Below are 24,379 nucleotides of genomic sequence, written 5' to 3'. Positions count from 1 at the left end.
ATGAAAAAAATACCTAGAAAAATAACTACACAGAAGAAGTTTTCGTTTTTTAGCGCTCTAAATCCAGCTTCATGTAATTCAGGAGTTACTTATCGTTTTGGTGGCAGCGATGACCCCTGTCAGGGAAAAGAAATGATTGATTCCCTGGTTTCTGAAAATATATATAAAGCTTGGAATAGTAATTTAGATTTTCAATCGGCTCTTTATGCCACCTATGATATTCTCATGGGTGAGCATTATGACTTATATTTTCATGGCCACAATGATTGTCGTGGTGGAGCTAAAGGCGCATTGGATTATTTGATTTTCCCTTTAGTTGCTCGCAAGCTAATTACTGATTTTTATTCTGAGACGAACATCACTTTATCAATTTTTAATGTATTAGTCTGGTCTATAGCCGTGCCCTTAGAAGTTGCTCGTTTTAGTGCTGCAGTAGGATTAACATTACTCCTTACACCTGTTATCGCTTTAGTTCATCTTCTTAGAGGATGTTTCTCTGAAAATATTCAGAATCCAGTAAACGAAGTACAACAAAGTGCAGTAACTGATAGTGATGTAGCCCAAGAAGAGAATATACCCAGTCAAACAGCTGAGGCCCCCCAAAAGAAGGGCTATGTACGAAGATTAAGTCCACATGTTGAGTTTGCCCGTAACCACCGAGAGCTACTACGTAAACTGAATGAGCGTAAGCATAAGCATGCTACAGTTAATTCAGAGGAAATTAGTGCATTGCCTGAAGTTCTTGATAATCCTGTGAGTGATGAAAGAAGAACTTATAACTGTTGAGCTAGAATACTTAATGCCTTATCTTTCCTATATCATTCAACCTATCTTGCTTGGGTGGAATGATATAGGCAAAATCTCCTTAAAACGCAAGAGCACTTTAGCGCGAGTGGCAAAAAAGTTATATGACACAGGTGGAACAAGTATTAACTTTTTTAAACCGCTGGCAATAAACTTGTATGTAGATTGAGAACATATTACATAAATCACAAAACCTACTTTTTAACATGATTAAATAAAGATTTTGTGAGCGCTTCTTATTATTTACCTTGATTAAAAAGAATTTTTTTCGCTTGCTCTGTTAAAATAAGATCTATCATAATATTTATTCCTTGGGGCTGTTCATATCGCTAAAGCTATTTTAGGCTTAAAAGCTGGATTTATATGCTCTTACTTTCTTTCTAGGCTCAGGCACTTCTAATGCTGTAATTTGAATAAGATGGGATAACCATTCTTGTTCATCCCATAGATCAGCGGAAATTAATAAATGGGGCTTGGCATTAGGGTAGGGAGTACCTTCAACATAATTCTTAATAAATGCTTTACCCGCATTGGTAGGCTTAATAAATAATTGGTCATCGCAAACCAAAGCAACAACTTTATTATTGTAATAGATAGCATATTCGCCAAACATTTTTTTCGCTGATACTTTTCCTGTCCCTGCAATTTGATCAAGAATAAAATCAATAGTGCTTTGTGTGGAGGCCATTTAATTACTCCTAAGTTAATCCGGTTTTATAAATTTCCATCGATGCCAGATCACTGGAGTGGCTGATAAAATTTTCTTTGTAAAAAGAATAGGATCTTCAATCGTTGTCTGAGGATTTAAACAAACTAAAGCATAGCCGTTTTGTCTTTTCATCAAACGCCGAAAATAAATGCCTTCGCCAATTTCTACAATACAATCATAGCCTGAGCATTCCTCTATATCCGAAGGATTTAGATATTGGATGCCTCCAACAAAATCACCTTTATTGTAGGTTGGCTCCATTGTGTCATCAGAAACCATAACAACCATAGGATTAGGGTTATTGGTTTTAAAAACTCAATTTCTTTTTGAATAGTATTTTCTTTAGTTAATAACGCATAATGATTCATTCAATTTGCACCCGGATAGCACTACAAAACGCGCGAATTCCAACTAGAAGTGCGACAGACAAAAATTCTGTATATTCAAATTGTTGAATAGGAGAATATCAAAGCAAAGGAGTCTGTCACATGAGGGATTATACTCATTTAACGAAGAATGATCGACAACGAGTATATACCTATCTTGATATGGGTTTATCGATAAGAGCGATATCGAAAAAATTATTAAGGCATCCATCTACATTATATAGAGAGGTTAAACGTAATAAAGAGCCTGTATATTTGCCTGTTATAGGCCATCAGAAAGCGATATCAAGAGCATCAAATGGTCGTCGAAGCAAACTGGATAAGGATGGCTATTTACGAGACTATGTATGCAGAAGTTTAAAGAAGGGCTGGAGTCCTGAGCAAATATCAGGAAGGATGAAATATCAGAAGCTCACACTATATGTTTGCCCCGAAACATATTTATCAATATGTCTATAAATCAAGAAATAAAGAACTCTATCATTGCTTGCCTTATAAACAACCTAAAAGATATAAACGCTATTCTAGAAAGCAGCATCAGTGCCGCTTTGGTGGAGATATGCGCTTAATTACAGAAAGACCTATTGATGTTAATTCAAGGACACGTTTTGGTCATTGGGAAGGAGATACCATTCAATTTATGGGTAACAAAAAACAAGTTGTTACCACATTAGTTGAGCGTAAATCGAGAATGGTTTTTCTTATTAAAAATAATAGCAAGCATTCCCAAGGTGTTATGGAAAAGATAGGTGCTAAGTTTCAAAACTTACCTCAACAAATGTTTAAGTCTATAACCTTCGACCAAGGTGTTGAGTTCGCTAATTATAGGCATCTTGAGGATAATATGAAGTGCAATGTTTACTACTGTGAAACCCATTCTCCTTGGTAGAGGGGAAGTAATGAAAATATGAACGGTCGGTTAAGACGATATTTACCAAAAACAGCTCCAATTGATAATGTAACGCAAATAGAGCTTGATTTATTAGCTGATAAAATGAACCTATGTCCAAGAAAGTGTTTGGGATTTAAAATGCCTAAGGAACTGTTTATACAGCAGTATAAAAATGACTGTCGCACTTGGAGCTAGAATGCGCCCTGATGAAATATATGTAACTTATTGATTTTATTGGCGTCCCGGAGAGGATTTGAACCTCCGACCTGCCCCTTAGGAGGGGGATTTAATTGAAGTCTTGGTGTATCTTCATGTATGGTCATGCAAATAAAATCCTTATAAATAAAGGGCTTATTAGGTTTTTTATTGCATAGAAATACATTGTTATATAACTATACGCAATTAATTTGCACCCTATATGCACCCTAAATGAAAAAGTATATACTGCCTCTATGATTTTTTAAACTGAAGATCAAAATAATAATTTATGGATAGAGACCAGTTATGAACGATTTATCACTCCAAGATTTACCAGAGTACCAGAGCTTTTTAATACAAGCTATGCAACAAATTACTCAGGCTCGCATTAAAGCAGCTTATTCTGTTAATAAAGAACTAATAATGCTTTATTGGTGGCTTGGTGAGCATATAGTAACCCAACAAAATACTTATGGTTGGGGAAAATCGTTTGTAGAAAAGTTTTCTTTAGATTTAAAAAAGCAGTATTCAGATGCCAAGTTTGGGTTCTCTCCACAAAACTTATGGTACATGCGTCAGTTTTACCTTGAATATAAAGATAAGCCAAATCTCCAACAGCTTGTTGGAGAAATTCCTTGGAGCCAGAATTTACTTATTTTAAGTAAAATAAAAGATGACAATGAAAAGTTATATTATTTATCTGCTGCGAAAGAACAATCTTGGAGTAGGGAAACACTAAGGGAGCAAATTAACTCACAAGCTTATCAACGACATTGTTTATCAGAAAAAAAGCATAACTTTAAAAACACGTTACCTCAAGATTTAGCCGCCCAAGCTCAACAGTCAATGAAAGATATATATATGTTTGACATGCTTGGTATTACTGAGCCGGTAGTTGAGGCTGAAATTGAACGTAGGATGGTAGAAAAGATCAAAGATGTTATTTTAGAACTTGGCTATGGTTTTAGCTTTATTGGTAATCAATACCGTATTGTTACGCCAGACTCAGAATATTTTATTGATTTACTATTCTATCACCGTAAACTGCAAGCACTTGTTGCTCTAGAGCTAAAACGATCAAAATTTAAGCCAGAATATGCTGGTAAAATGAATTTCTATTTAAATTTGTTAGATGATTTTGTTAAAGAGCCTCATGAAAACCCCTCTATTGGCATTATTTTATGCGGTGAGCATAGCAAGTTTGATGTGGAGTATGCATTACGAGGAATTGATAAACCTGTCGGAGTAGCAGGGTATCAATTAACACGTGATATACCCGAACAGTTGAGGGATTCTTTGCCAGATGCGGATCAATTAGAAGAAAAAATCATGTTTGAATTGGGGCTGGATAATGAAAGCCAAAATTAATAATACCCTAGTAAAAAAGCTAATTCCTGAAGACAAGGAGTATGAGGTACATGACACCGATTTAAAAGGCTTTCTTCTTAGAGTCTTTCCATCTGGCACAATGCGTTATGTCTGCCAATATAAAAGAGGGGGCAAGATAAATATTGGTACCGTAGGGGTCATTACCCCAGCCCAGGCTCGGGAAAAAGCTGTTGGGATCTTGAATGACTTTAATAAAGGGATTGATCCGAAAGCTAAAAGAGGGAATAACAAGCCTAAAACTTTAGAAGAGTTCTTTGAAAACGAATATAAATCATGGGTGTTAACTCACCATAAAAGAGGGAATAAAACCCTTGCCACAATTATACGTTGTTTTGATAAATTATTTTCTAAGCCTTTAGAAGAAATAACGTCTTCAATTATAGAGCAATGGCGCATCAAGCGTTTAAATGATGGCATTTCGAATGCCACACTAAATCGAGATATTGGTACATTAAAATCTTTATTTACCAAGGCAGTAGAATGGGGATTTATTAAAGAAAATCCATTAAAAAACTTAAAGCTCTCTAAAATAGATAGGGCACCTAAAGTGCGTTATTTATCTTTTGATGAAGAAAAAAATTTACGACAAGCTTTATTAGAGCGAGAAGAGCAATTAATACAAGATCGGAAACGAGGCAACGAATGGAGGCAATCACGGGGATATGAGCTGCTTCCTGAGCGCGAAGGAGAGGCGTTTTGTGATTATTTAGCACCTATGGTTTTAATTTCAATTAACACAGGATTGAGACAAGGTGAACTGTTTCATTTAACTTGGGAGATGATCGATTTACAAGAACACTCCATTATTATTGCTGGTCAAATTACAAAAAATAGTAGCTCGCGCTATATACCTCTAAATAACGAAGCTTACAAAATAATAAAGCAACTTTATGAAAAAAGTAACTTAAAGAAAGGATTAGTATTTCTCAGTAAAGATAATAAGCCTTTTAATAATATTAAACGATCGTGGACTACTATTTTAAAAAAAGCACAGATAACCGATTTTCGATGGCATGATTTACGACATCACTTTGCTAGTAAACTGGTTATGGCTGGTATTGATTTGAACACGGTAAGGGAGCTATTAGGCCATTCTGATATAAAAATGACGTTAAGATATGCACATTTAGCACCAGAGCATAAAATTAAAGCGGTGAATAAAATCAATTGGATTGATTAAAGTATTCTATGCCGCCTAGAACTCGCCAATGATGTGTACTAATTCTTGGCTAGGGGACCATGTGGTCTTCTCTCTTACAAAAAGCCTAAATAACTGAATTTCGATGGCATGACTTAAGGTATCATTTTGCGGTAGGCATCGATCTGAATAGTGTTCGAGAGCTATTGAGGCATTCTGATATCAAGATGACAATCAGGTATACGCATTTGGAACCGGCACGTAAGATTAAGGAGGTGAAGAAAATAGATTGGTCATTTCAAAAAAATACATAAATATAACCACTAGCTGTTAGCTATCGTAATTTTTATATGTAACTTTACTATTTAATTACTCTTTTAGCAGGAGCTAAACAGGGAAAATGTAAATGAAGTCCTATTTTTTTATAGATTGATGATTCGATGGTATTTCTATCAAATCCCTCTCCCTCTTTAATGGAAATTATTTTAAGCGAGAACAAAAATGGAAATCACGAGTGTAAAATTCGAGGATAAAATTATTATTAGTAAAAGTAATCAACATATTGTACTTACCCCATTTATAACTAATGAGCAGGGCAATATTAAGTTTGGTATCACTGCCCCCAAGGGGATAGTTATTGATCGCGAAGAGATTTATCTTTTAAAACAACAAAAACGCCACCAAGATGGACTCTCCGAAGAATAGTGATGTTTCAGTGATAGTCTAATCGTACCTTTACCATAATCTAGCGTTAAACTATAAATTTTCTTATATATCAAGTAAATGCTGAATGATTTTTCATTACTAAATTCTTTTAGATTAATATTTTACTGAAAAGTTTTGCACTATATATCTTGAAACAACACGTTTATTTTTCAGGAAATATTATTATTTTTTTTAATGGAAGAAAATCAATGGGTTAATTCTTTTATAGCAGGAATTTATATTTTTCCTGAGGCTTTTCTATTTATTTTAGTGATTAATTTTTTTATAATTGCGCTCAAATTAACACAGGGTAATGATGGAACAAAGTGTATGACAGCAGTTTTAGATGCCTCCAAAACCGGAAATTTAAATGAGTTAAAGCGACTGAAAGAGGCGGGGGCTTCATTCCAGGAAGCTGATGTCGATGGAAATACCGCGCTCTTATGGGCTGGGAGTCTTGGGCATCTAAAAGTTGTTCAGTGGTTGTTGAGTGCTGAAAATGGTAGTTCTAGTATTACTGAACGTAATAACAATGGAAATACCGTTTTACTATTAGCGGCAACATTCGGCCATTTAGAAGTGGTTCGATGGTTATTGAGCCCTGAGGGTGGGGCTAATATAGAAGAATGTAATAGCTCCAGTAGAACGGCTTTATTGCAAGCAACAGTCCATGGCCAATTACCTGTCATAGATTATTTGATCAGAACTCATTATCTCGAACAAGGGATTGATGAGAAGCTACGCCAGCAGCTCATTTTACATACAAAGCATAAATCTGTTCATTATTATTTCGAAGCTTTAGATATTTTTTCGCAAAAGAAGGTTGATGAAGGCAAGCTGTCATTATTATTAGCTAAAGCATCTTCGCAACTTAAATTTGAGGAGCTATCTTATATCTATCTTATCTGTGGTTGGATGCAGGTACTATCTAACTCAAAGATAACAAATAGTTTTAATCAAGACATTGTTCCTACTCATCAACATTTTATGACTCAGTTGATTGGAGACCATCAGCAAGAGCTTCTCATAAAGATGTTCGAACAAGGACATATCTTGCTTGATTGGTTTATTGATGAAAATAAATTAGCTGTAACAGATATTCGTTTGGATGACAGTTTATGCCAACTCATCCAAAACCTGCTTAATCAATCTGAGCATGATCGCTTTTTAAAGTTACAATCCGCAGGAAAGCAAAAATCTTTATTTCTTGATTCCTATTTAAAACCTATCTACTACTCGATGTTATCAGCTGTTCAACGCAAGTCCAGTGTGGAAAATGCTCTTCAAGATCCATATACCTACCACTTAAACTGCCATGAAGATTTGAACATTGAGCCAGATTGTGCAAAATGGACTGCATATCATTTAAGTCAACGACTTCATGCATCCATGCAAACCCATCAGAATGCTTATGGCCGTATGAGAGGGTTAAGCCGCCAGATTTATTATGATACTGTTAAAGAGGTAATGTGTGAAACGGCCTATATACTCTGTTTAAAATCTGACGATTTTATAATTAATGGAAATCATGTGGCTTTGGAGTTAGATAGGGCGGGGACACTTAAGTATGTCGTTTTTAATGCTTCAGATAGTTCGAATATTAATGGTGAAATTCCAGGAAACCTTCTGGGCTTTAGTCCTGGAGATTTGTTAACCTTTGAGCAATTGGTGGTTTTGAAATCAGTAATTTTAGAACTGATATCCAATAACGGTCACATACCGCTACAAAAAAAATCATTATTATTAACTCTAGGCAATTTACCAGAAGTAAATGGTGAACGTTTGCAATGGGCTAAAGAATTTCCTAATTGGCGAAGAAATCTTAGTCGAGAGCTCAGCACTGAAAATCATGGGCAGGATAATCTAGCTTTGATTGGAGAAGAGCAACAGGTCTCACTCCATCATCGTTTTGTCCAACAAATTTGGGATAGTGAACAACATGTACCTCGTCCCACTGAGTTTCCGGGAAATCATCCTGTTTATAAGTTAGAGCTTTCTTCTGGAAAATTTGTATTCTGTAAACTTTACCCAGGCTTACCTGGAATAAATGATTCACTTCAGTATTTGTATCGCCGACTTTTTGGGGCTCAAGGTGGATTGCCTTGGAGCGTAACTGGTCTGTTAAAAATCGATAATCAAACGATACCTGTGCTGTTCTCGGAAGATGTCGGTAGTATGGTTGAGGAAAATGATTTACGTTTGAGCAACTTAGATCGCAAAACGCTGAGTAAGCTTATTTTATTTTGCCTACTTACTAATCCTGAAGATGGAAAGCTTGCAAACCTTACCCTAATCAGAAATTTACGCGGTTCATATGATATTTTCAGTGTGGATAATGACCAAGGTCTGGTTGAACCTACTAAGGAAAATTATTCTTGGTTTGGATATTCGAAAAAACCAAGCCTCTTTGTGAAAAGTTTGCTATTTTGCTTAGATGCTATGAAAGAGCCCTTGGATGAAGAGGTCGTAAGAGAGTTTCTAAGCCTAGATTCGATGGAAACCTTAAAAGCTTGGTTAAATGATTTAATTCCAGTTGCTGAAGCGTACGAGGCTTTATTTGATGGCTGTAAGAGCCCAAATGAAGAGCCGAACCCTTATCGAAAAAGTTATTTAAACTTAGCCTTACCTGTAGTAACGGTTTTTCATATTGCATATAAAATGCAACGTATAAAAACACTCCTTGAGGAGTATGACAAAACAACACCATTAAAGCTTTTAGAATCTGTTGAGCCGGTGGTTTTTTCGTACTATGACCCCGTTTTGCAATTGCCATTATCTGCAACAGACCGCTTTGATAAGTTAGTTAAAGAAGGCAGCCTATATCGTTGGTGTGAAAAAACTAAAAGCTATAGTAGTACAGTAACTTGCGCTAATGAAGTGTTCGATTTCTTGGTGTCTGATAACCGAGGGAAGGATGTCAATCCAAAAATTGCTTTAGAAGAATTAGAGCAGTTTCATCAGCGATGGGAAACATTCGATCTAGGGGCGATAGGCGTTATAAAAGGAGAAATTGCGAAGTTACTGAGTCTCAAAGTTGAAGACCAACAGGCTTTACTGAAGCATACCTTATTGAATCAAATGAGTACGCAGCGTCGCAAACTATTGCTAGAGGTACTTGCCAAACAGAAATATTTTAACGAGCTTTATTTGCGTTACCCTCAAGATTCATTAACAGATAGTCTGTTGATGTTTTTATTAACTAATAATAAGACGCTTGAGCATTTATCTATAACGAATGGGTTAGCACTGACTTCCTTAAGTGCGTTTAATGGGGCTTCTGCTTTAACTCATTTAAAGTTGTCTCAATTGCCTCAAATTAAAGAATTCATAGTAACACTACCTAATGTGACCGAATTAGTATTGAAAGACTTACCGCAATTAAGCTTGATTCAAATTAAGGCGCCTCATCTTAGAAGTTTGCGAATTATTGATTGTATGAATCTGGAAAAAATTGAAGCTCCAGAAAGTAAGCAATTATCACATGTTGAAATACAAGGTTGTAGAAAAATTGTTTTGGCTAATTTTTATATGCAATGGCCAGGATTTCTTTGTCGTTGGCATAATGTATTGCCACAATTTCGTGAGCGGGTAGTAAATTGCATTAATTCTTTGGATATTGGGACAGTATCAAAAGAGGATGTTTATAGTATCGTTTCCGATTATTTGGAACCATTGAACCAATTCTGTCAGTCTTTATTTGTAACATTAGACTATCGCTCTCATGGACACGCCATTTTCTCATCATTGCTTCGTGGTATTACTTTCGTAAATTTAATGAACATAAGAAGAGCAGATGTACTTTATTTTCAACATAATGGTATTTCTGCATTCGCTGCACCGCAACGAGAGGAGCGACGAGTTATTAGTGAATTAAAGAAAATACTTGGGCAAGATGATCGTTGTGCAGTAGAAGCAGCGGTGGCGTTAGCCACTTTTAATGTAAATGATGAACGAATTATACCTATATTACTTCGCAGATTACGCTACTCTTTACGTAGTAGTGAGCGTATTAGCTCGGCCATAGCATTGGGGATTATTCATACTAATGATAGCCAAGTAATTCCAGCATTAATAAATGCATTGGACGATGAAATCATCAGTGTACGTATAGCGGCGATTATTTCACTAATAACACATCAAGCTAAGGATGAACGTGTCATTTTGGCTGTTAGAGAACTACTAACAGATAAAAGAAATTTTTTAGATTCTAATTATTCAGAAGAACTCATGGTTTTAGCTCAGAAATTAGATCTATCTCTGGAGGAACCAGTAGTTCAGGGGCTACTTATGGCGCTTGGAGGTGGTATAGTAAGGACGTTAATGGAACGATATATAAGCCTTGCTACACGCGTTCACAGCACACAATTGCTAAGCCTCATTGACGAGATGTTACCTAATTATCTGTTCATTGATTCTATCATTTCTTTGGTAAATTATTATCAAAAACCTGAAGCAGCTCTAATAACTCAGTTGCAGGCATTAAATCTAAAAGAAAATATAAATAAAACAGATTCAGTAATTTCCCTATCTGTAGATAATCAAATCGTTGTTGTCGATGAGGAATATGAGGGCTTTATTTTAATACCGAGCGAGGATGAAATTAGAAGCACCTCGATTATTGAAGAACATGTAGTAAGTAGTCCTGTAGCAGCTCTTGTTATGGAAGAAATTCATACTTCGCCACGGCTAATCATAGAAGATGAACAAGACGAGATAAACAGTGTTTCTCCAATTGCTCTTGTTGCCGAAAGCTCTAACGAATTCACTGTTAGTGAGCTGATGCCTAAGGGTAGTTCCCTTGAGAATAAGAATAATTTTTTCAACCGACATGGATATCATATCAAGGTAGGGGTTGGGGTTTTACCAACAGATGTTCCACCTGATTTATTTTCTATAGCAGAACGAGGTGATTTAACTCAACTCGTGAAAGATTTGAGTAAAAAAGATGCCGTTAATGTGTTTACCAGGGATAAAGAGGGAAATAGTGCTTTAGTCATTGCAGCAAAGAAAGGTCATTTGGCAGTTTTAGACCATTTAATTAGACATTACTATGTCACCTCTGGATTTGATGATAAAGAAAAGCAAGCGCTTAAGTCATCGGAGCATCTAGCAATTCGTCATTATCTTGATTTATTTGCGGCCTGTTCGGAGGCATCAGCTTACGATGATGTACTTCAATTATTAGATAAAGCCGTAGGAGAACTCGGTGAAGAGGAGCATTCATTTATTTATCTGATGTACTTGTGGATGCAGGTACATCATCGAGCACATAGCCCCTCACATGCACCTCAAATGCATCAATTGCAACGTCCTCATCAAATGGAATTAATACAATATATGATCCAGGAGGGGCATGTACTAAATGACTGGGCTATTAATTCCGAAGAGTTAGTTATTCGTGACATGACACTTGATGAACAGCGAGTCGATGCATTGGCTCCATTGTTAGAACATAGTGCGTATGAGTTTTCATTGATGGATCAGGGCGGTTTAATAGAGCCAAACAAAATCTATCTAAAACTTATTGGCCAAGCACTGCAATATCAAGTTATGACGTGTTCTGGAGCCGTTGTAACTGATCAAATTGATGGCAATCTTTTAAAGTGCAATCTAACTCATCCATTTAGCCTTGATCAATTAAAGTATATCCCTGAGCTGTTAAAAATAATATCAAGTAGAGGTCATATTCGCTCGATTATCAACATGCTAACTTTCGATAATGTTCATTTCACAGAGGGGGGGTATGAATCCTTTTTAAAACTCTTGAAAAACCCTTTATTTATTCCATGGATGCAAACACTTAAGCTAAATCATTGCCATTTGAATGATAAAAAAATTGAAAAATTATCTACTAATTTAATTAATCGTTCTGAGTTGACTCATCTCGATCTTGATAACAATAATATTACACGCAAAGGTTTAAAGGATTTATTTGATGCGTTCAGCCCGAGTGAAGCCTCTGTAAAGTTGAATACGTTATCTTTGTGCTTTAATAATATTACAATAACTGCTCTACGTACTTTAAATGACTTAGAGGTTGATGATTGTAAGATTAAGATTAAGTTAAAAGGCAACATGATTGCTGATAATGATGAACTAGGATTTGAACGTAAAAAAGCGCATAAAAGACGTGTAAATGTATTGCGGTCACTGTTTTCTCTTATATCGAATCAGGCCCCTGATTTAACTATTGATGATTTTTTAACGGCTACTAATTTATCTTTAAAGCGAGGCCAAAATGAAGATGACTATCTATTACGCTTGACTCTCAAAGATTTAAGAACTATTGAAATTCTAACAGATAGACCACTATTTGATTCCTATAATAAGCTGCTACCTATTCAAGAGTCATCTCATGATTTGCATGAAAATGTATTAGTAACTAGGGCGCAAAAAATATTTTCTTATTTAAAAGCTGGCATTATAGAGAAAGATATCCCGCAAGGATTACGTCATTTTCTTCTTTCTCAAGGTGCACAGCAAAAACGAGTATGTAAACAGCTCTTAGATTACCATCCAGACGCTCGTTTAAAGGGGCATTTAATGACACATTCTCTTTTTAGTAGCTCGAGGATTGAGGCAGCGCCTAGCTATTTGCTCCCTGAAATACAATTAACCTTAGAACAAGGTGTTGTGTATTTTTTCTCTCGTAAAGATACACAACATTCTATGTTGGGTTATGAATATTTAACAGGATATGGTCAGAGGATTTTAAAAATAGTGCACTTGAGAAAGGTAAGGGAAGAAAATGATGGTGTTATACAAGAAAAAATGAAAATTTTACTGTTTGACAGAACCGATCTACCAAATCTTATTAATACCTTACATGAAGAATGTGACATTGCTTGGATTCCTGCTAAGACTATAGGGATTAAACGTATGCGGGATACTATTGAAGAGGATCTCACTAAAAAGGCACTCAGTGGACAATATAAAAAAGCAATTATGCCCTCATCACGAGATGAAGGAGTTGAAGAAAAGGCTCAAATTAAAAATTGCGTTACTTATTGCGTTGATAAAATAAATGAACATCAGTCATTAGGTTTCAAGCTCATAGTAAGTGGCTATTGGTTTTTTGAACCAAGTAGTATTGTTAACGCAATTAAAAATGATCCAGGTAGCATAATAGAATTTAATAGTCCGATGCTTCAAATGAAACAATGAATTTGGAGACAGCGCACTCCATTAAATTAAAAGGAAATCAAAGAGTATTACGTGATAAGGACGTTTATTTTTAACGAATGAAATGAGGAGCATAACTAGATGCCAGACCAATTAATAACGAATCTAGTATTTCAAGGTGGCAGCGTAAAAGGCATTGCTTATGTTGGAGCTATGGATCGCCTGGATATGAGCAAGATCAAAAGGGTTGCAGGTACTTCTGCAGGTTCAATTACAGCAGGATTATTAGCTGTTGGTTGCACCCCAAAAGAAGTTAAGGATTTACTGGATGAATTTGACTTTGAAGCAATTCTGGATGATGGTGTTGGTGCTACTTATACAAGAGGTAAGGTTTTGAAAACTGTTGATAAGGTGTCTAATGGGAAATCAACTGTTTTAGCCGTTAAGCCTCTTAAAGTTCCTAATCCAGTGATTGTTAAACCTACATCATCAGATGAGACTGAAACGTCTAAATTAGTTAAGCCTACTGAAACGGTTAAAATGTTTAAACCTGTTAAAAAGGTTGTTGCACATCGCCTTATTCAGCAGTCTGGGTTATATGAAGGAGAATACTTACGTCTGTGGGCAGAGGAGCTAATCAAAAAACAAGTACAAAAATTAACAAACGGTGCTCATTCGGGTGAATACCTTACTTTTGCCGAGCTTCATCAACTAACACTTGATTATCCTGATGCGGGATTTCGCGACTTAAAAGTAGTTTCCTCCAATTTTACTAGAGGTGAAAAGAAAGTATTTAGTTGTGATGATGCTGAATATAAAGATGTCATTATCTCCGATGCTATTCGTATGTCGATGTCAATTCCTGGTCTTTTTAAGCCATATCAAGTCTATGCAAAAATTGATGGAGTTCGTTGCATTCTTAATGCTGAAATGTGGGAAGATGGTGGCGTTTATGATAATTACCCAATTGATTGTTTTGATGAAGAACGCTATATGGATGAGGGCGAAGAAATGTTCGAAGCTGAAGATGGGCGACGTTATAATCAGCAAACTTTGGGTTTCAGATTAGTCTCTGCTGAACATAAAAAATACTGTGAAGATTTAAGAGATAATGGAGAAGGGGAAAAACCTAGAGAAAATAAGGAAGGGTTTATTGGAGTAGTTTCTGGTTTATTGAGTGCGAGAACTCCTTTACAAGAAGAAAGGTATAATCGTAAGGAGAATCTGGAGCGTACGATTTATATTGACCATTTAGGAGTTAGTATGTTTGCGTTCAATCTTTCTGACGAGAGGAAGGCTGCATTAGTGCAATCAGGCGAAGAGGCTGTAGACGCTTATTTGGAGAGACAAGCTCCCGTAGCTATCCCAGTGTTCTAATTAAAGTAGATTGTTCAATACAAAAAATAGAGGAAAAAATATGCCTGAATTGTCAGTACATAAAAAACAGTATGTGATTATTAACATATGGACGTCTGATCGTAATAAGGCCCTTCCGGGGGCCAATGTAGGGCATATGTCATTTACGACATCAACAGGCCATGGCAGTTTATGGCCTGGAGATGCGCAAGTAGCGATACCCTATAAAAAGAAGGCCTCAAGAGGCGGGCAGAGCAAGTTTTTTGCTAGTGCACCCAACTATTTAGAGGATTATGAACAAGATTGTATGCGTGAAACCATTAGTGAAAGTGGTGAATATGAGTTTTGTTTGATGGGATATGAGCTTTGTTGGCTCGAAGAGGAAGCACTAATAGAGGAAAACAAACTCTATATAGAATTTATTAATGCTTATAGTCCCGCCTTAATGCGAAATAATGTGGATTTGGTTAAAGGCTCATTATATTTTGATCTATTAGAGGATGGTTCTCTTTCCTATACAGCACTAACGCCTTCTAATCAACGGATTGTGGGTAGCATAGATAAAGAGATTATAGAAAGCATTAGTTCTGAACTTGCCTTACTAAAAGCTCCGTTAAATGAAATTCAATTAGAACATATTCAGGCATTTTATCCTGATATAATAAGTATGATGCCCGAAGCTCACCAAGAGTTATTTGCTAATTTACTTATTCAATACACAGTGAAGGCTCCATCTGGACAAGTTGTAAAAGCAACTATCCCTGATATTCAGTTGGAAAATGGTCGCAAATTGGTAGGTGTTTTATATGAAGGTGTTGATGCCAATGAGATGCAAACCTTTCTTCCTGATATGCTGGAGATTACTTCCAAAAGAGGCCATACTCGTACGGACTCTCATGACTCTGTAATCGAATCAAGAAAAATCTATTTTGATCTTACGGAAGAGGGCTCTCTCCTTTATGCTGTGAAATCATCTAAAGAGACAGTAAGAGGGAGCATTGATAAAAGTGAGTTAATAAAAATTAATCCCCAACTTGGGAATCTGACAGCTCCATTAACAAAGAACCAATTAGCTTTGTTACAGCGCTTTACACCTGAAATATTAAATCTTACTGCTCAAAAAGGACATACAAAAGAAGTACGATTTCGGCCTGCTTATCGTGGCATGACTTTGTTGGCTGGAGAGGTGTTTTATCGATTCGACAGCGCTGATAACACATATCATGCAGTGACTGAAGTACCACCACATTATCCGCCACAATATAGTTTTTTTGCGGTTAAGTTGTTGCATGCCAATTTTCGAGTGGTTCTTTATTCATTAGATGATGAAAAAGTTGACCAAAAATTTGAAGCGTTACGACTACCAGGAGCTGTTGTAGGGTGGACTATGCAGGGTTCTAATTTATTCACCCGTAATTACAGTAATGAAACTACCGAAAACTGTGCATCTTTGGGGTTCCGTTGTTTGGAGGCAGGTGGTTTTTATTCAGTATTAAAATCCAATACCTCATCCCAAACCTCAAGCATAGTTACTCCTGACGATTTGTTACGTCATGTTGTTGCTTATAAAGAAAAGGAATTAAAGTCTTGTCCAGAAAGCTCCTCCTGGGAAACTAAAGGTGTAGATATCTCTTCATTTGAAAACGCTAAAATTGCATATGAAAAAGAAGGGCTAAACGCAAATGCTGAGGATGATATTATGCCATCGTTTATGCCGACTATACCGAGATGTGTCCTGCAATAACTATTTATTAAATGCACTCGGTTTTATTATTTTGACCGAGTGTTTAAAATTTGTTAAAGTTGATTGGAAATATACGCTTATTAAGCATTATGTAGGAGTAAGCTAGATGTCACTACTAAGCCATAAACAAGCAAGAAACATGCTCCATCAAGCATGCACCCGTTATATAAGCCATAAAGAAGAGCAGCTAAATAAGTTAATTGGGCAAAGCTCATCTCTTCCAGAAGCTGTTTTTTTTCTAGATGCGATGAATAAAAGTGCTCCAGAGCCTGGTTTTAATGACTGGGTGCGTTGCTGTTATTATTCGATCTTGGAGAATATTTTTTGGATGTCTTCTTCATATAGATTAGGAACGTATATTACTGATGAATTATATATTGAAAAGGAAGATGGAAGACCTCAGCGTTTTAGGCAAATGAAATTGCATGGATCCGATGATGCAAATTTTGATCAAAATGATCCTGCCGTGGTTTTATACAATTTAGAGGTTTTGGTTGAACTTTTAAATTTTATTATGAGCACCAATGAATCTAGTTGGGACCAACTAAAAGCGAACGGTGATTACAAGGCAAGCGATTATGATTATTCAGATGATGCTCCATGTTCACTAAAAATAAGCCAAACCTTGAAACACTTGGGTGCGCTAGCTGCGTTTATTGAAACATTGCCAAATTATCAATCAAACTTTCATCTCTTTTGCATCAGTGCTCGTTTAGGCCGATCAGCAGCTGTATTTGACAGTTACCTAAAAAAACTTGCTGCCCAAGAGTTAAAAGATACTTTAGAAAACACCTCTTTAGATGATAACGAAGCGGTAGAGCAAGTTGAATTTCAATTAAAGAATCATTCTACCTTAGCTCTTCTAAATAAAAATAACCAATCAGCATCTGAACAAAACTTAAAATTGTTATCGGTAATTACTGTTTTAATCGGTGTAGGCATATTTACTACATTAGCGCTAGTGGCAAAAAGATTATATGACTCAGGGGGAACCAGTATTAACTTTTTTAAACCTCTATCCACAAACTTGTGTGAAGATTTAGAACATATTACACAAAGCACAAAACCTACTCTTTAACATTGAAAGATCAAATAAAGGTTTTATAGGCACTCATTATAAGAAAAATAACTACCCATAAGAAGTTTTCGTTTTTTAGAGCTTTAAATCCAGCCTCATGTAATTCAGGAGTTACTTATCGTTTTGGTGGCAGCGATGACCCCTGTCAGGGAAAAGAAATGATTGATTCCCTGGTTTCTGAAAATATATATAAAGCTTGGAATAGTAATTTAGATTTTCAATCGGCTCTTTATGCCACCTATGAAATTCTCATGGGTGAGCATTATGACGTATATTTTCATGGCCACAATGATTGTCGTGGCGGGGCTAAAGGCGCATTGGATTATTTGATTTTCCCTTTAGTTGCTCGCAAGCTAATTACTGATTTTTATTCTGAGACGAACATCACTTTATCAATTTTTAATGTATTAGTCTGGTCTATAGCCGTGCCCTTAGAAGTTGCTCGTTTTAGTGCTGCGGTAGGATTAACATTACTCCTTACACCTGTTATTGTTTTAGTTCATCTTCTTAAAGGATGTTTCTCTGAAAATACTCAGAATCCAGTAAACGAAGTACAACGAAGTGCAGTAATTGATAGTGATGTAGCCCAAGAAGAGAATATACCCAATCAAACAGCTGAGGAACCCCAAAAGAAGGGCTATGTAGGAAGATTAAGTCCACATGTTGAGTTTGCCCGTAACCACCGAGAGCTACTACGTAAACTGAATGAACGTAAGCATAAGCATGCTACAGTTATTTAAACACTCCCTTCATGAGGGGCAACTAAGTAACTCTCAAGTCTCTCACTTTAATATAATGCATATTGATCAGATCTTAAGATTTCTCGGTACTCTAAAGAAACAAACTGCCGATTTACAACGGAGGGTATACATTATCTGCTGTTAAAAAATTGGGAAGTTGGCGTATTTAAAGAGGTTGAAGCCGCAAACTATATTTGTATGAGCCGTTCTTTTCTTTCTCAGGATAGAGTAAATAGTGCTTTAAAAAACAGAACTCCAGGACCTAGGTTTATTAAAATAGGCCGATCTATTCGTTATTTAAAAGAAGATTTAGATCTTTGGTTGGATCAACAAAGAAAGCCGTAGACTCAGCGGCTTTTTCATGGTTATTGCTTTAAAAAGTGAAAGTTGTTTTTGATGCTATTTATAATCCCTCTAGCTTCAACTATAGTGCTAAATAAGGTCTACTTTTTATATCGATCAATGTTTGGATTTTATCGGTAAATAATTGTGCTTTCTGAGTTAGAAGCTATTAAGTTTTTCTAATGTGTTGTTGCCATTCGGGTAATGTTTTAAAAATTCTTCTTCAAACTCAGCTTTTGAAATAGGCTTGCTACATTTACTAAAAAATATTTCTGCATTAGCATTATACCCTGGGGAAAACATATTCTTTTGTGTCGAAATATACAGAATATCCAGTTTTGGAAAATAAGAGACTAAATATGGGGCTTTATTTAGGATTCCAATCATAGCTATTTGATTTTCATCTTGAATAATATAATCTAGCAAAGCAGTATAAGACCCAGAGTCTGCTAGAAGTTGAGTACCTTGCAAAATAAATAAGGCTTTATTTTTTGAAAAATATACTAAAGGGTAGGCTCCAGAGATTTTATCTGCTGATGGTAGAAATTTATTATTTTCTAATCCAACTGAATTGGCAAAATAATAATCAATTCTTAGCCCGTTTGGATCATTACATTTAATCAAATAATCAAAGCAATTACCATTTATCGAATAAATGAGAATGGCTACCCTTATAATATTTTTCATTTTAAATTCCCTTTCATATCTAAGTATAGCCCTCATTCATCAAATAAAATTCGTAAAATATTGATCCTCCAAATCATATTTCGAAGTGAAAAATAGTAAACAAGGATATTTTATAAAAGATGTGATGAGTGTTTTTATATGTGAACGTTCATTATTTTATTATAAGGCACATTCAATTTGCACCCTGAACGCACCCTTTGAGCTTATCTTGAAATGATGGCATATATGTAACTTATTGATTTTATTGGCGTCCCGGAGAGGATTTGAACCTCCGACCTGCCCCTTAGGAGGGGGCTGCGCTATCCAGCTGTGCCACCGGGACTTAATCGAATAGTCTACCTTTATCAGGGCTAAATGACAACCTGCTTGTAAATTAATGGGCAAATATTTTACAGTTGTAGTATACTGACGCGACCCTGGATTTAGAGCGTCTTATTATGGACAAGTCTGCTGATATTAGTTATCCGTTTCATTCTCCTTGGCACTTTCTATGGCAAGTAATTAAGCCTTACCGTTGGTGGTATGTCTTGATGCTGCAAGCTCCTATTTTTACTGCGATTTATATTTTTGCTAATAATTACTCCTTTAAACTACTGGTGGATGCGTTTTCAGGGACGGATGTTTCCTCCTATTCTAACTTGCTGTTTCCTATCGTTTTATTCGTTGTGGCGCAGGTTTCTTTAGATTTGTTTTGGCGGTTGAGCGATTTTGCGGAGTGGCGGGCTGAGCCTTATGCGCGGCAGCGTTTGTTGTCTACGGCTTATGATTATGTGCAGCATCATTCTTATAATTACTTTCAAAATACACCAACGGGTACGGTCATTAGTAAGTTGAAAGGGATTTTAGATGGTTATGACAGTGTTTTTGCGAATTTGCATCATATTGTCGGTAAGCATTTTTGTGTGGTGGTTGTTTCTGTTTTTGTCCTTATGATTGTTAATCTTAGCGTATTTTTCTTTATGCTTGCTTGGTGTGTTTTGGTTATGGCGCTCATGCTGCCTATGGCTTTGAAGTTGAACACCCTCTCTAATCGAGCTGCTGAAAGTAAGCATCAGGTAATGGGGACGTTCTCTGATAATATTACCAATATCTTTTCCTTGTTTTATTTCGCGAAGCGGCGTGCGGAGTCTACGCGGATTAACGGGATCATGGCTGATGATTTTGTTCCGCGCCAAGTAGAGCTTTACCAATATGATTTTAAATTTAATCTGGTCGGCTCGGTACTGTATTGGTTTATGCTCATCTCAGTTTTTTTCTTTATGATTTATCTGCGTAAACAGGGCAGTATTTCAACTGGTGATTTTCTTTTTGTAATGCTGACCTCACTGACGATTTCTTTTGATTTGTGGACTTTGATGAGCGGTCTTTGTACTTTCTTAAAGGAAATCGGAGACTTTAAGTCTTCATTTACCATTTTGCAGACCCCGCATGATGCAGTGGATGATTCTCAAGCGCGTGCGTTTCAAATTCAAAAGGGGGCGATTGAGTTTCAACAGGTGTCATTTGCCTATGAGCATGCAGCCCCGGTTTTTTCTAATTTGAATCTTTGCATTAAACCAGGTGAGAAGATTGGCTTGGTGGGGCATTCTGGTGCGGGAAAGTCGACGTTAATTGCCCTCTTGTTAAAGAATTTTAAAGCGCCCTCAGGGCAAATTTTGATTGATGGTGAGCCTATTTTAAAAATTACTTCCGACGCTCTGCGCCAGCAAATTTCGCTTATTCCGCAGGATATTATGTTGTTTCATCGTACGATTGGTGAAAATATTGGATATGCAAAAGAGGATGCGACCTTAGCGGAAATTAAACAGGCTGCAGAAATGGCAAATATTGCCTCCTTCATTGAATCATTACCGGAAAAATACGATACCATGGTGGGAGAGCGAGGAGTTAAGCTTTCTGGTGGACAACGCCAACGGATTGCCATTGCACGCGCTTTCTTAAAAAATGCGCCTATTGTGGTGCTTGATGAGGCTACTTCAAGTTTGGATAGTATTTCTGAGCAGGAAATACAGCACTCCATTAATGCAATGCTGGAGCAAAATAATGCAACCGTAATTGTCATCGCACATCGTCTTTCCACTATTCGACATATGGACCGAATTATCGTAATGGAGGGTGGGGCGATTATTGAAGAGGGCTCATTTGATGAACTGATTCGGAATGAGCAAAGCTATTTTAAAAAATTATGGGATAGCCAAGTTAATGGGATGGTTTTGTAATATGAAAAAAAAGATTTTATTTTTTATTGTCTTGTGGGTTATAACTACACAGGCATGGACTAATGATGATTGTTTTATTGCAAAAGAAAACGGAAAGGTAGTGAAGCAAGAGGGGGCGTGCTCGTTGCATCAAGCGCCTTGTTCAACTTTTAAAATTGCGATTAGTTTGATGGGATTTAATGAGGGTATTTTAGTCGATGCACTCCATCCCGAATGGCCTTTTAAAGAAGGTTATGCTGATTATTTGGAGGTTTGGAAACAGCCCCATACTCCAACGACTTGGATAAAAAATAGTTGTGTATGGTACAGCCAGGTTATTACACACAAGCTGGGCATGGAGCGATTTAAACGGTATGTGCAGGCTTTTAATTATGGAAATGAGGATGTATCGGGGGATAAAGGGGCAAATAACGGGTTAACTCGTGCTTGGTTATCCAGTTCATTACGCATTTCACCACAGCAGCAAATTGAGTTTTTAACCCGCTTAGATGAGGGGAAATTACCTGTAAGTTCCCACGCTATGGTCATGACCAAAAAGATTTTATTCGTAGAAGAATTGCCAGGAGATTGGAAATTATTTGGTAAGACTGGTGCGGGCTATCTTTTAAATGAGGATGGTTCGAAACAATTAGATAGACAAATTGGTTGGTTTGTGGGATGGGCTCAGAAAGAGCAACGGACCATTTATTTTGTCCAATTTGTGGTGGAAAAAGATAATAAAGACTTTACTACTGGGAAGCATGCCCGAGAGTTGGTGAAGCAAAAGATTGCTCGATTGATGTGATAAAATGGAATGTTATAGGATACGTAATCTCGAGCATGGCGAAGGACCTCCTAATTGCGGCATGGAGTTGAGAGTGTGCCACATTGGAGTGAACCTTCGTCATAAACATCCCCAAGATATAACGTACCCTATCTGAGCTAGTACTTTAAATAACCTACTTTGTGAACGTAGCCTTACATTCTATGGCCATGTGTTGTTCCATGATTACCATGCACCTCTACTCTTGCTCCACCGCCATGGCTATGTACATTTCCGCTGGGGAAATGACTATGTATATTGCCACTAGAAGATGAGGGGTGACTATGGGTTGAGCTACTGGGTACGTGTATATGCCCCCCATGATTATGTACCTGCCCGTCATGATGATGTCCAGTGTGATGCACATGAACATTTGGCGAAGATCCCCAGCCATAAGATGATCCCCCCCAGAAGCTACCATATGGTCTGGTTGGAACAACTCTGACGGTCGTATTATTACTTCCACAATTATTAAACAACGATAATAGGAGAGCAAATCCAATTGCACCTATAACAACCATTGGGAGAATGGGGGAAGAGGCTGCAGCCAATGAAGATGCAAACATCATGTTGGTTGTTGCTAATCCGGATGCTGTCGCACCGAATTGCAGTACGGCAAGGGCTGTGATTGCCGCGGCTGTTAATGCGGCGACAGTGATTCCAGCCATGCATTGGAGTAGGAAATAATTATTAGTTTCATTCTGTTGGCGTAACGGTTTTCCCATTTTTTCACCTCGGGTGTAATTAATCCGTATAGAAATGTAACAGTTGTGTAAGTAAAAGGGAAGTGTAATTTGGTGGGTGTTTACGCAATAATATTAATTTAAGTATTTAATGAGTACTACTTTCGCTAATTTTGAATGTAGGCAGGGTTGTAAGGCGTAGCAATAAATTGGTGCTACTTTTTGTGCTGGGCTTTGCAGCCCAGCCTATATTTCCTGAGGAAATTTACTTATTCGTCATCATCCCAGCTTAGAGTACCGCCTGCTTGATATTCAATAACGCGGGTTTCAAAGAAGTTTTTCTCTTTCTTCAAATCTAGCATTTCACTCATCCATGGGAATGGGTTTTCAGCGCCAGGGTATTGCTCTGGTAACCCAATTTGGCTTAAGCGACGGTTAGCAATGAAGTGCAGATATTCTTCGAACATTTCTGCATTCATGCCTAAGATACCATGTGGCATAGTGTCTTTAGCATATTGGTATTCTAACTCAACGCCATGACGAATAAGTTGAATGATTTCTTCTTTGAATTCTGGAGTCCATAGATATGGATTTTCAATTTTAATTTGGTTAATCACATCAATACCAAAGTTCATGTGCATTGATTCATCACGTAAAATGTATTGGAACTGTTCTGAAGTTCCTACCATTTTATTACGGCGTCCCATAGAAAGGATTTGCGTAAAGCCAACGTAGAAGAAAATTCCTTCGAAAATAACGTAGAAGGCAATTAGATCTCTGAGTAAACGTTGATCATTTTCAAGCGTTCCAGTATGGAAGGTTTCATCTCCTAAACTTTGAGTAAAGGGTAGAGCCCAAGATGCTTTTGTTGCCACCGATGGAATTTCACGGTACATGTTGAAGACTTCAGCTTCATCAAGTCCCAAGCTTTCAATAACGTATTGATAAGCATGAGTATGTAATGCCTCTTCGAAAGCCTGACGTAACAGATATTGTCGGCATTCTGGGTTAGTGATATGTCGATATACTGCCAACACCAAGTTATTTGCAACTAATGAATCTGCCGTAGAGAAAAATCCTAGGTTACGTTTGATAATCAAACGCTCATCTTCAGTCAGTCCATTCGGATCTTTCCACAGAGCTACGTCAGCGCTCATGTTAATTTCATTGGGCATCCAATGGTTTGCACATGCAGAAAGGTACTTATCCCAGGCCCATCTATACTTAAATGGGACCAGCTGGTTTAAATCCGCACGGCAATTAATAATTTGCTTGTCATCTACGTGGATGCGAGCAGCGCCCATTTCAAGAGACTCAAAGCCCGTTGCACCTACGGCAGGGGCTGTTTTTTGTGTATCTAAATTTTGCATTCATATTCTCCTGAT

At 36.9% G+C, this 24,379-nt stretch carries 16 protein-coding genes, 2 tRNA genes and 1 pseudogene; 12 read left to right on the top strand and 7 right to left on the bottom strand.

Annotation, left to right across the window (positions count from 1 at the left end; translation table 11 throughout):
- Positions 1 to 786 carry a hypothetical protein gene (locus E1P08_RS02735; RefSeq protein WP_133135477.1) on the top strand — a complete coding sequence of 262 codons (786 nt, stop codon included), beginning with the start codon at positions 1 to 3 and terminating at the stop codon, positions 784 to 786.
- A 364-nt stretch (positions 787 to 1,150) separates the two neighbouring features.
- Here E1P08_RS02735 and E1P08_RS02730 read toward each other — a convergent pair whose 3' ends face one another.
- Positions 1,151 to 1,492 carry a TfoX/Sxy family protein gene (locus E1P08_RS02730; protein WP_133135476.1) on the bottom strand — a complete coding sequence of 114 codons (342 nt, stop codon included), beginning with the start codon at positions 1,490 to 1,492 and terminating at the stop codon, positions 1,151 to 1,153.
- A gap of 15 nt (positions 1,493 to 1,507) precedes the next feature.
- Positions 1,508 to 1,801: a S24 family peptidase gene (locus tag E1P08_RS02725; protein ID WP_278042024.1), complete on the bottom strand. Its 294-nt coding sequence runs from the start codon at positions 1,799 to 1,801 to the stop codon at positions 1,508 to 1,510.
- A 200-nt stretch (positions 1,802 to 2,001) separates the two neighbouring features.
- On the opposite strand from E1P08_RS02725, the pseudogene E1P08_RS17715 reads away from it, so the two are divergent.
- Positions 2,002 to 2,986, top strand: a pseudogene (locus E1P08_RS17715) (IS30 family transposase).
- Between the two features lie 40 nt (positions 2,987 to 3,026).
- On the opposite strand, the gene E1P08_RS17100 reads toward E1P08_RS17715, so the two are convergent.
- A tRNA-OTHER gene (locus E1P08_RS17100) sits at positions 3,027 to 3,088 on the bottom strand.
- 207 nt (positions 3,089 to 3,295) lie between these two features.
- On the opposite strand from E1P08_RS17100, the gene E1P08_RS02715 reads away from it, so the two are divergent.
- From E1P08_RS02715 to E1P08_RS02675, 8 genes are all read left to right on the top strand, one after another.
- Positions 3,296 to 4,357 (top strand): PDDEXK nuclease domain-containing protein, encoded by a 1,062-nt coding sequence (locus E1P08_RS02715; RefSeq protein ID WP_133135474.1) that lies wholly within the window; start codon positions 3,296 to 3,298, stop codon positions 4,355 to 4,357.
- The gene (locus tag E1P08_RS02710) at positions 4,341 to 5,558 is read left to right on the top strand and encodes a site-specific integrase (RefSeq protein WP_133135473.1); all 1,218 of its coding nucleotides are present in this window, start codon (positions 4,341 to 4,343) and stop codon (positions 5,556 to 5,558) included. The genes E1P08_RS02715 and E1P08_RS02710 overlap by 17 nt, the downstream gene beginning before the upstream one ends.
- A 459-nt stretch (positions 5,559 to 6,017) precedes the next feature.
- Positions 6,018 to 6,221 carry a carbon storage regulator gene (locus E1P08_RS02700; RefSeq protein ID WP_133135472.1) on the top strand — a complete coding sequence of 68 codons (204 nt, stop codon included), beginning with the start codon at positions 6,018 to 6,020 and terminating at the stop codon, positions 6,219 to 6,221.
- A 330-nt stretch (positions 6,222 to 6,551) separates the two neighbouring features.
- Positions 6,552 to 13,385: an ankyrin repeat domain-containing protein gene (locus E1P08_RS02695; protein ID WP_165485069.1), complete on the top strand. Its 6,834-nt coding sequence runs from the start codon at positions 6,552 to 6,554 to the stop codon at positions 13,383 to 13,385.
- Positions 13,386 to 13,484: 99 nt separating this feature from the next.
- Positions 13,485 to 14,720 carry a patatin-like phospholipase family protein gene (locus E1P08_RS02690; RefSeq protein ID WP_133135470.1) on the top strand — a complete coding sequence of 412 codons (1,236 nt, stop codon included), beginning with the start codon at positions 13,485 to 13,487 and terminating at the stop codon, positions 14,718 to 14,720.
- 40 nt (positions 14,721 to 14,760) lie between these two features.
- On the top strand, positions 14,761 to 16,443 hold the full coding sequence (locus tag E1P08_RS02685) for a hypothetical protein (protein WP_133135469.1): 1,683 nt from the start codon (positions 14,761 to 14,763) through the stop codon (positions 16,441 to 16,443).
- 106 nt (positions 16,444 to 16,549) lie between these two features.
- A complete protein-coding gene (locus E1P08_RS02680; RefSeq protein ID WP_133135468.1) occupies positions 16,550 to 17,521 on the top strand; it encodes a hypothetical protein in 972 nt (323 codons plus the stop codon).
- A 158-nt stretch (positions 17,522 to 17,679) separates the two neighbouring features.
- Positions 17,680 to 18,261: a hypothetical protein gene (locus E1P08_RS02675; RefSeq protein ID WP_133135467.1), complete on the top strand. Its 582-nt coding sequence runs from the start codon at positions 17,680 to 17,682 to the stop codon at positions 18,259 to 18,261.
- Between the two features lie 501 nt (positions 18,262 to 18,762).
- Here the strand turns inward: E1P08_RS02675 and E1P08_RS02665 are convergent.
- A complete protein-coding gene (locus E1P08_RS02665; protein WP_133135465.1) occupies positions 18,763 to 19,290 on the bottom strand; it encodes a hypothetical protein in 528 nt (175 codons plus the stop codon).
- A gap of 245 nt (positions 19,291 to 19,535) precedes the next feature.
- A tRNA-Arg gene (locus E1P08_RS02660) sits at positions 19,536 to 19,612 on the bottom strand.
- A 115-nt stretch (positions 19,613 to 19,727) separates the two neighbouring features.
- Here E1P08_RS02660 and E1P08_RS02655 point away from each other — a divergent pair.
- Positions 19,728 to 21,509: an ABC transporter ATP-binding protein gene (locus E1P08_RS02655; RefSeq protein ID WP_133135464.1), complete on the top strand. Its 1,782-nt coding sequence runs from the start codon at positions 19,728 to 19,730 to the stop codon at positions 21,507 to 21,509.
- A 1-nt stretch (position 21,510) separates the two neighbouring features.
- The gene (gene blaOXA / locus E1P08_RS02650; RefSeq protein ID WP_133135463.1) at positions 21,511 to 22,293 is read left to right on the top strand and encodes a class D beta-lactamase; all 783 of its coding nucleotides are present in this window, start codon (positions 21,511 to 21,513) and stop codon (positions 22,291 to 22,293) included.
- Positions 22,294 to 22,466: 173 nt separating this feature from the next.
- Here blaOXA and E1P08_RS02645 read toward each other — a convergent pair whose 3' ends face one another.
- Together E1P08_RS02645 and E1P08_RS02640 are read right to left on the bottom strand one after the other, a co-directional pair.
- The gene (locus E1P08_RS02645) at positions 22,467 to 23,036 is read right to left on the bottom strand and encodes a hypothetical protein (RefSeq protein ID WP_133135462.1); all 570 of its coding nucleotides are present in this window, start codon (positions 23,034 to 23,036) and stop codon (positions 22,467 to 22,469) included.
- Between the two features lie 227 nt (positions 23,037 to 23,263).
- Positions 23,264 to 24,364 carry a ribonucleotide-diphosphate reductase subunit beta gene (locus E1P08_RS02640; RefSeq protein WP_133135461.1) on the bottom strand — a complete coding sequence of 367 codons (1,101 nt, stop codon included), beginning with the start codon at positions 24,362 to 24,364 and terminating at the stop codon, positions 23,264 to 23,266.
- Between the last annotated feature and the right edge of the window lie 15 nt (positions 24,365 to 24,379).

Origin of the sequence: Legionella rowbothamii (assembly GCF_900639985.1) — a bacterium.
In the GTDB taxonomy this organism is placed as follows: Bacteria; Pseudomonadota; Gammaproteobacteria; order Legionellales; family Legionellaceae; genus Legionella; species Legionella rowbothamii.
This window is presented reverse-complemented; position numbering and strand designations above follow the sequence as displayed.

Bases quoted from the DNA above. Each gene is read 5' to 3' on its own strand.
- E1P08_RS02735 (WP_133135477.1), top strand. From the start codon at position 1: ATGAAAAAAATACCTAGAAAAATAACTACACAGAAGAAGTTTTCGTTT.
- E1P08_RS02730 (WP_133135476.1), bottom strand. From the start codon at position 1,492: ATGGCCTCCACACAAAGCACTATTGATTTTATTCTTGATCAAATTGCA.
- E1P08_RS02725 (WP_278042024.1), bottom strand. From the start codon at position 1,801: ATGGTTGTTATGGTTTCTGATGACACAATGGAGCCAACCTACAATAAA.
- E1P08_RS02715 (WP_133135474.1), top strand. From the start codon at position 3,296: ATGAACGATTTATCACTCCAAGATTTACCAGAGTACCAGAGCTTTTTA.
- E1P08_RS02710 (WP_133135473.1), top strand. From the start codon at position 4,341: ATGAAAGCCAAAATTAATAATACCCTAGTAAAAAAGCTAATTCCTGAA.
- E1P08_RS02700 (WP_133135472.1), top strand. From the start codon at position 6,018: ATGGAAATCACGAGTGTAAAATTCGAGGATAAAATTATTATTAGTAAA.
- E1P08_RS02695 (WP_165485069.1), top strand. From the start codon at position 6,552: ATGACAGCAGTTTTAGATGCCTCCAAAACCGGAAATTTAAATGAGTTA.
- E1P08_RS02690 (WP_133135470.1), top strand. From the start codon at position 13,485: ATGCCAGACCAATTAATAACGAATCTAGTATTTCAAGGTGGCAGCGTA.
- E1P08_RS02685 (WP_133135469.1), top strand. From the start codon at position 14,761: ATGCCTGAATTGTCAGTACATAAAAAACAGTATGTGATTATTAACATA.
- E1P08_RS02680 (WP_133135468.1), top strand. From the start codon at position 16,550: ATGTCACTACTAAGCCATAAACAAGCAAGAAACATGCTCCATCAAGCA.
- E1P08_RS02675 (WP_133135467.1), top strand. From the start codon at position 17,680: ATGATTGATTCCCTGGTTTCTGAAAATATATATAAAGCTTGGAATAGT.
- E1P08_RS02665 (WP_133135465.1), bottom strand. From the start codon at position 19,290: ATGAAAAATATTATAAGGGTAGCCATTCTCATTTATTCGATAAATGGT.
- E1P08_RS02655 (WP_133135464.1), top strand. From the start codon at position 19,728: ATGGACAAGTCTGCTGATATTAGTTATCCGTTTCATTCTCCTTGGCAC.
- blaOXA (WP_133135463.1), top strand. From the start codon at position 21,511: ATGAAAAAAAAGATTTTATTTTTTATTGTCTTGTGGGTTATAACTACA.
- E1P08_RS02645 (WP_133135462.1), bottom strand. From the start codon at position 23,036: ATGGGAAAACCGTTACGCCAACAGAATGAAACTAATAATTATTTCCTA.
- E1P08_RS02640 (WP_133135461.1), bottom strand. From the start codon at position 24,364: ATGCAAAATTTAGATACACAAAAAACAGCCCCTGCCGTAGGTGCAACG.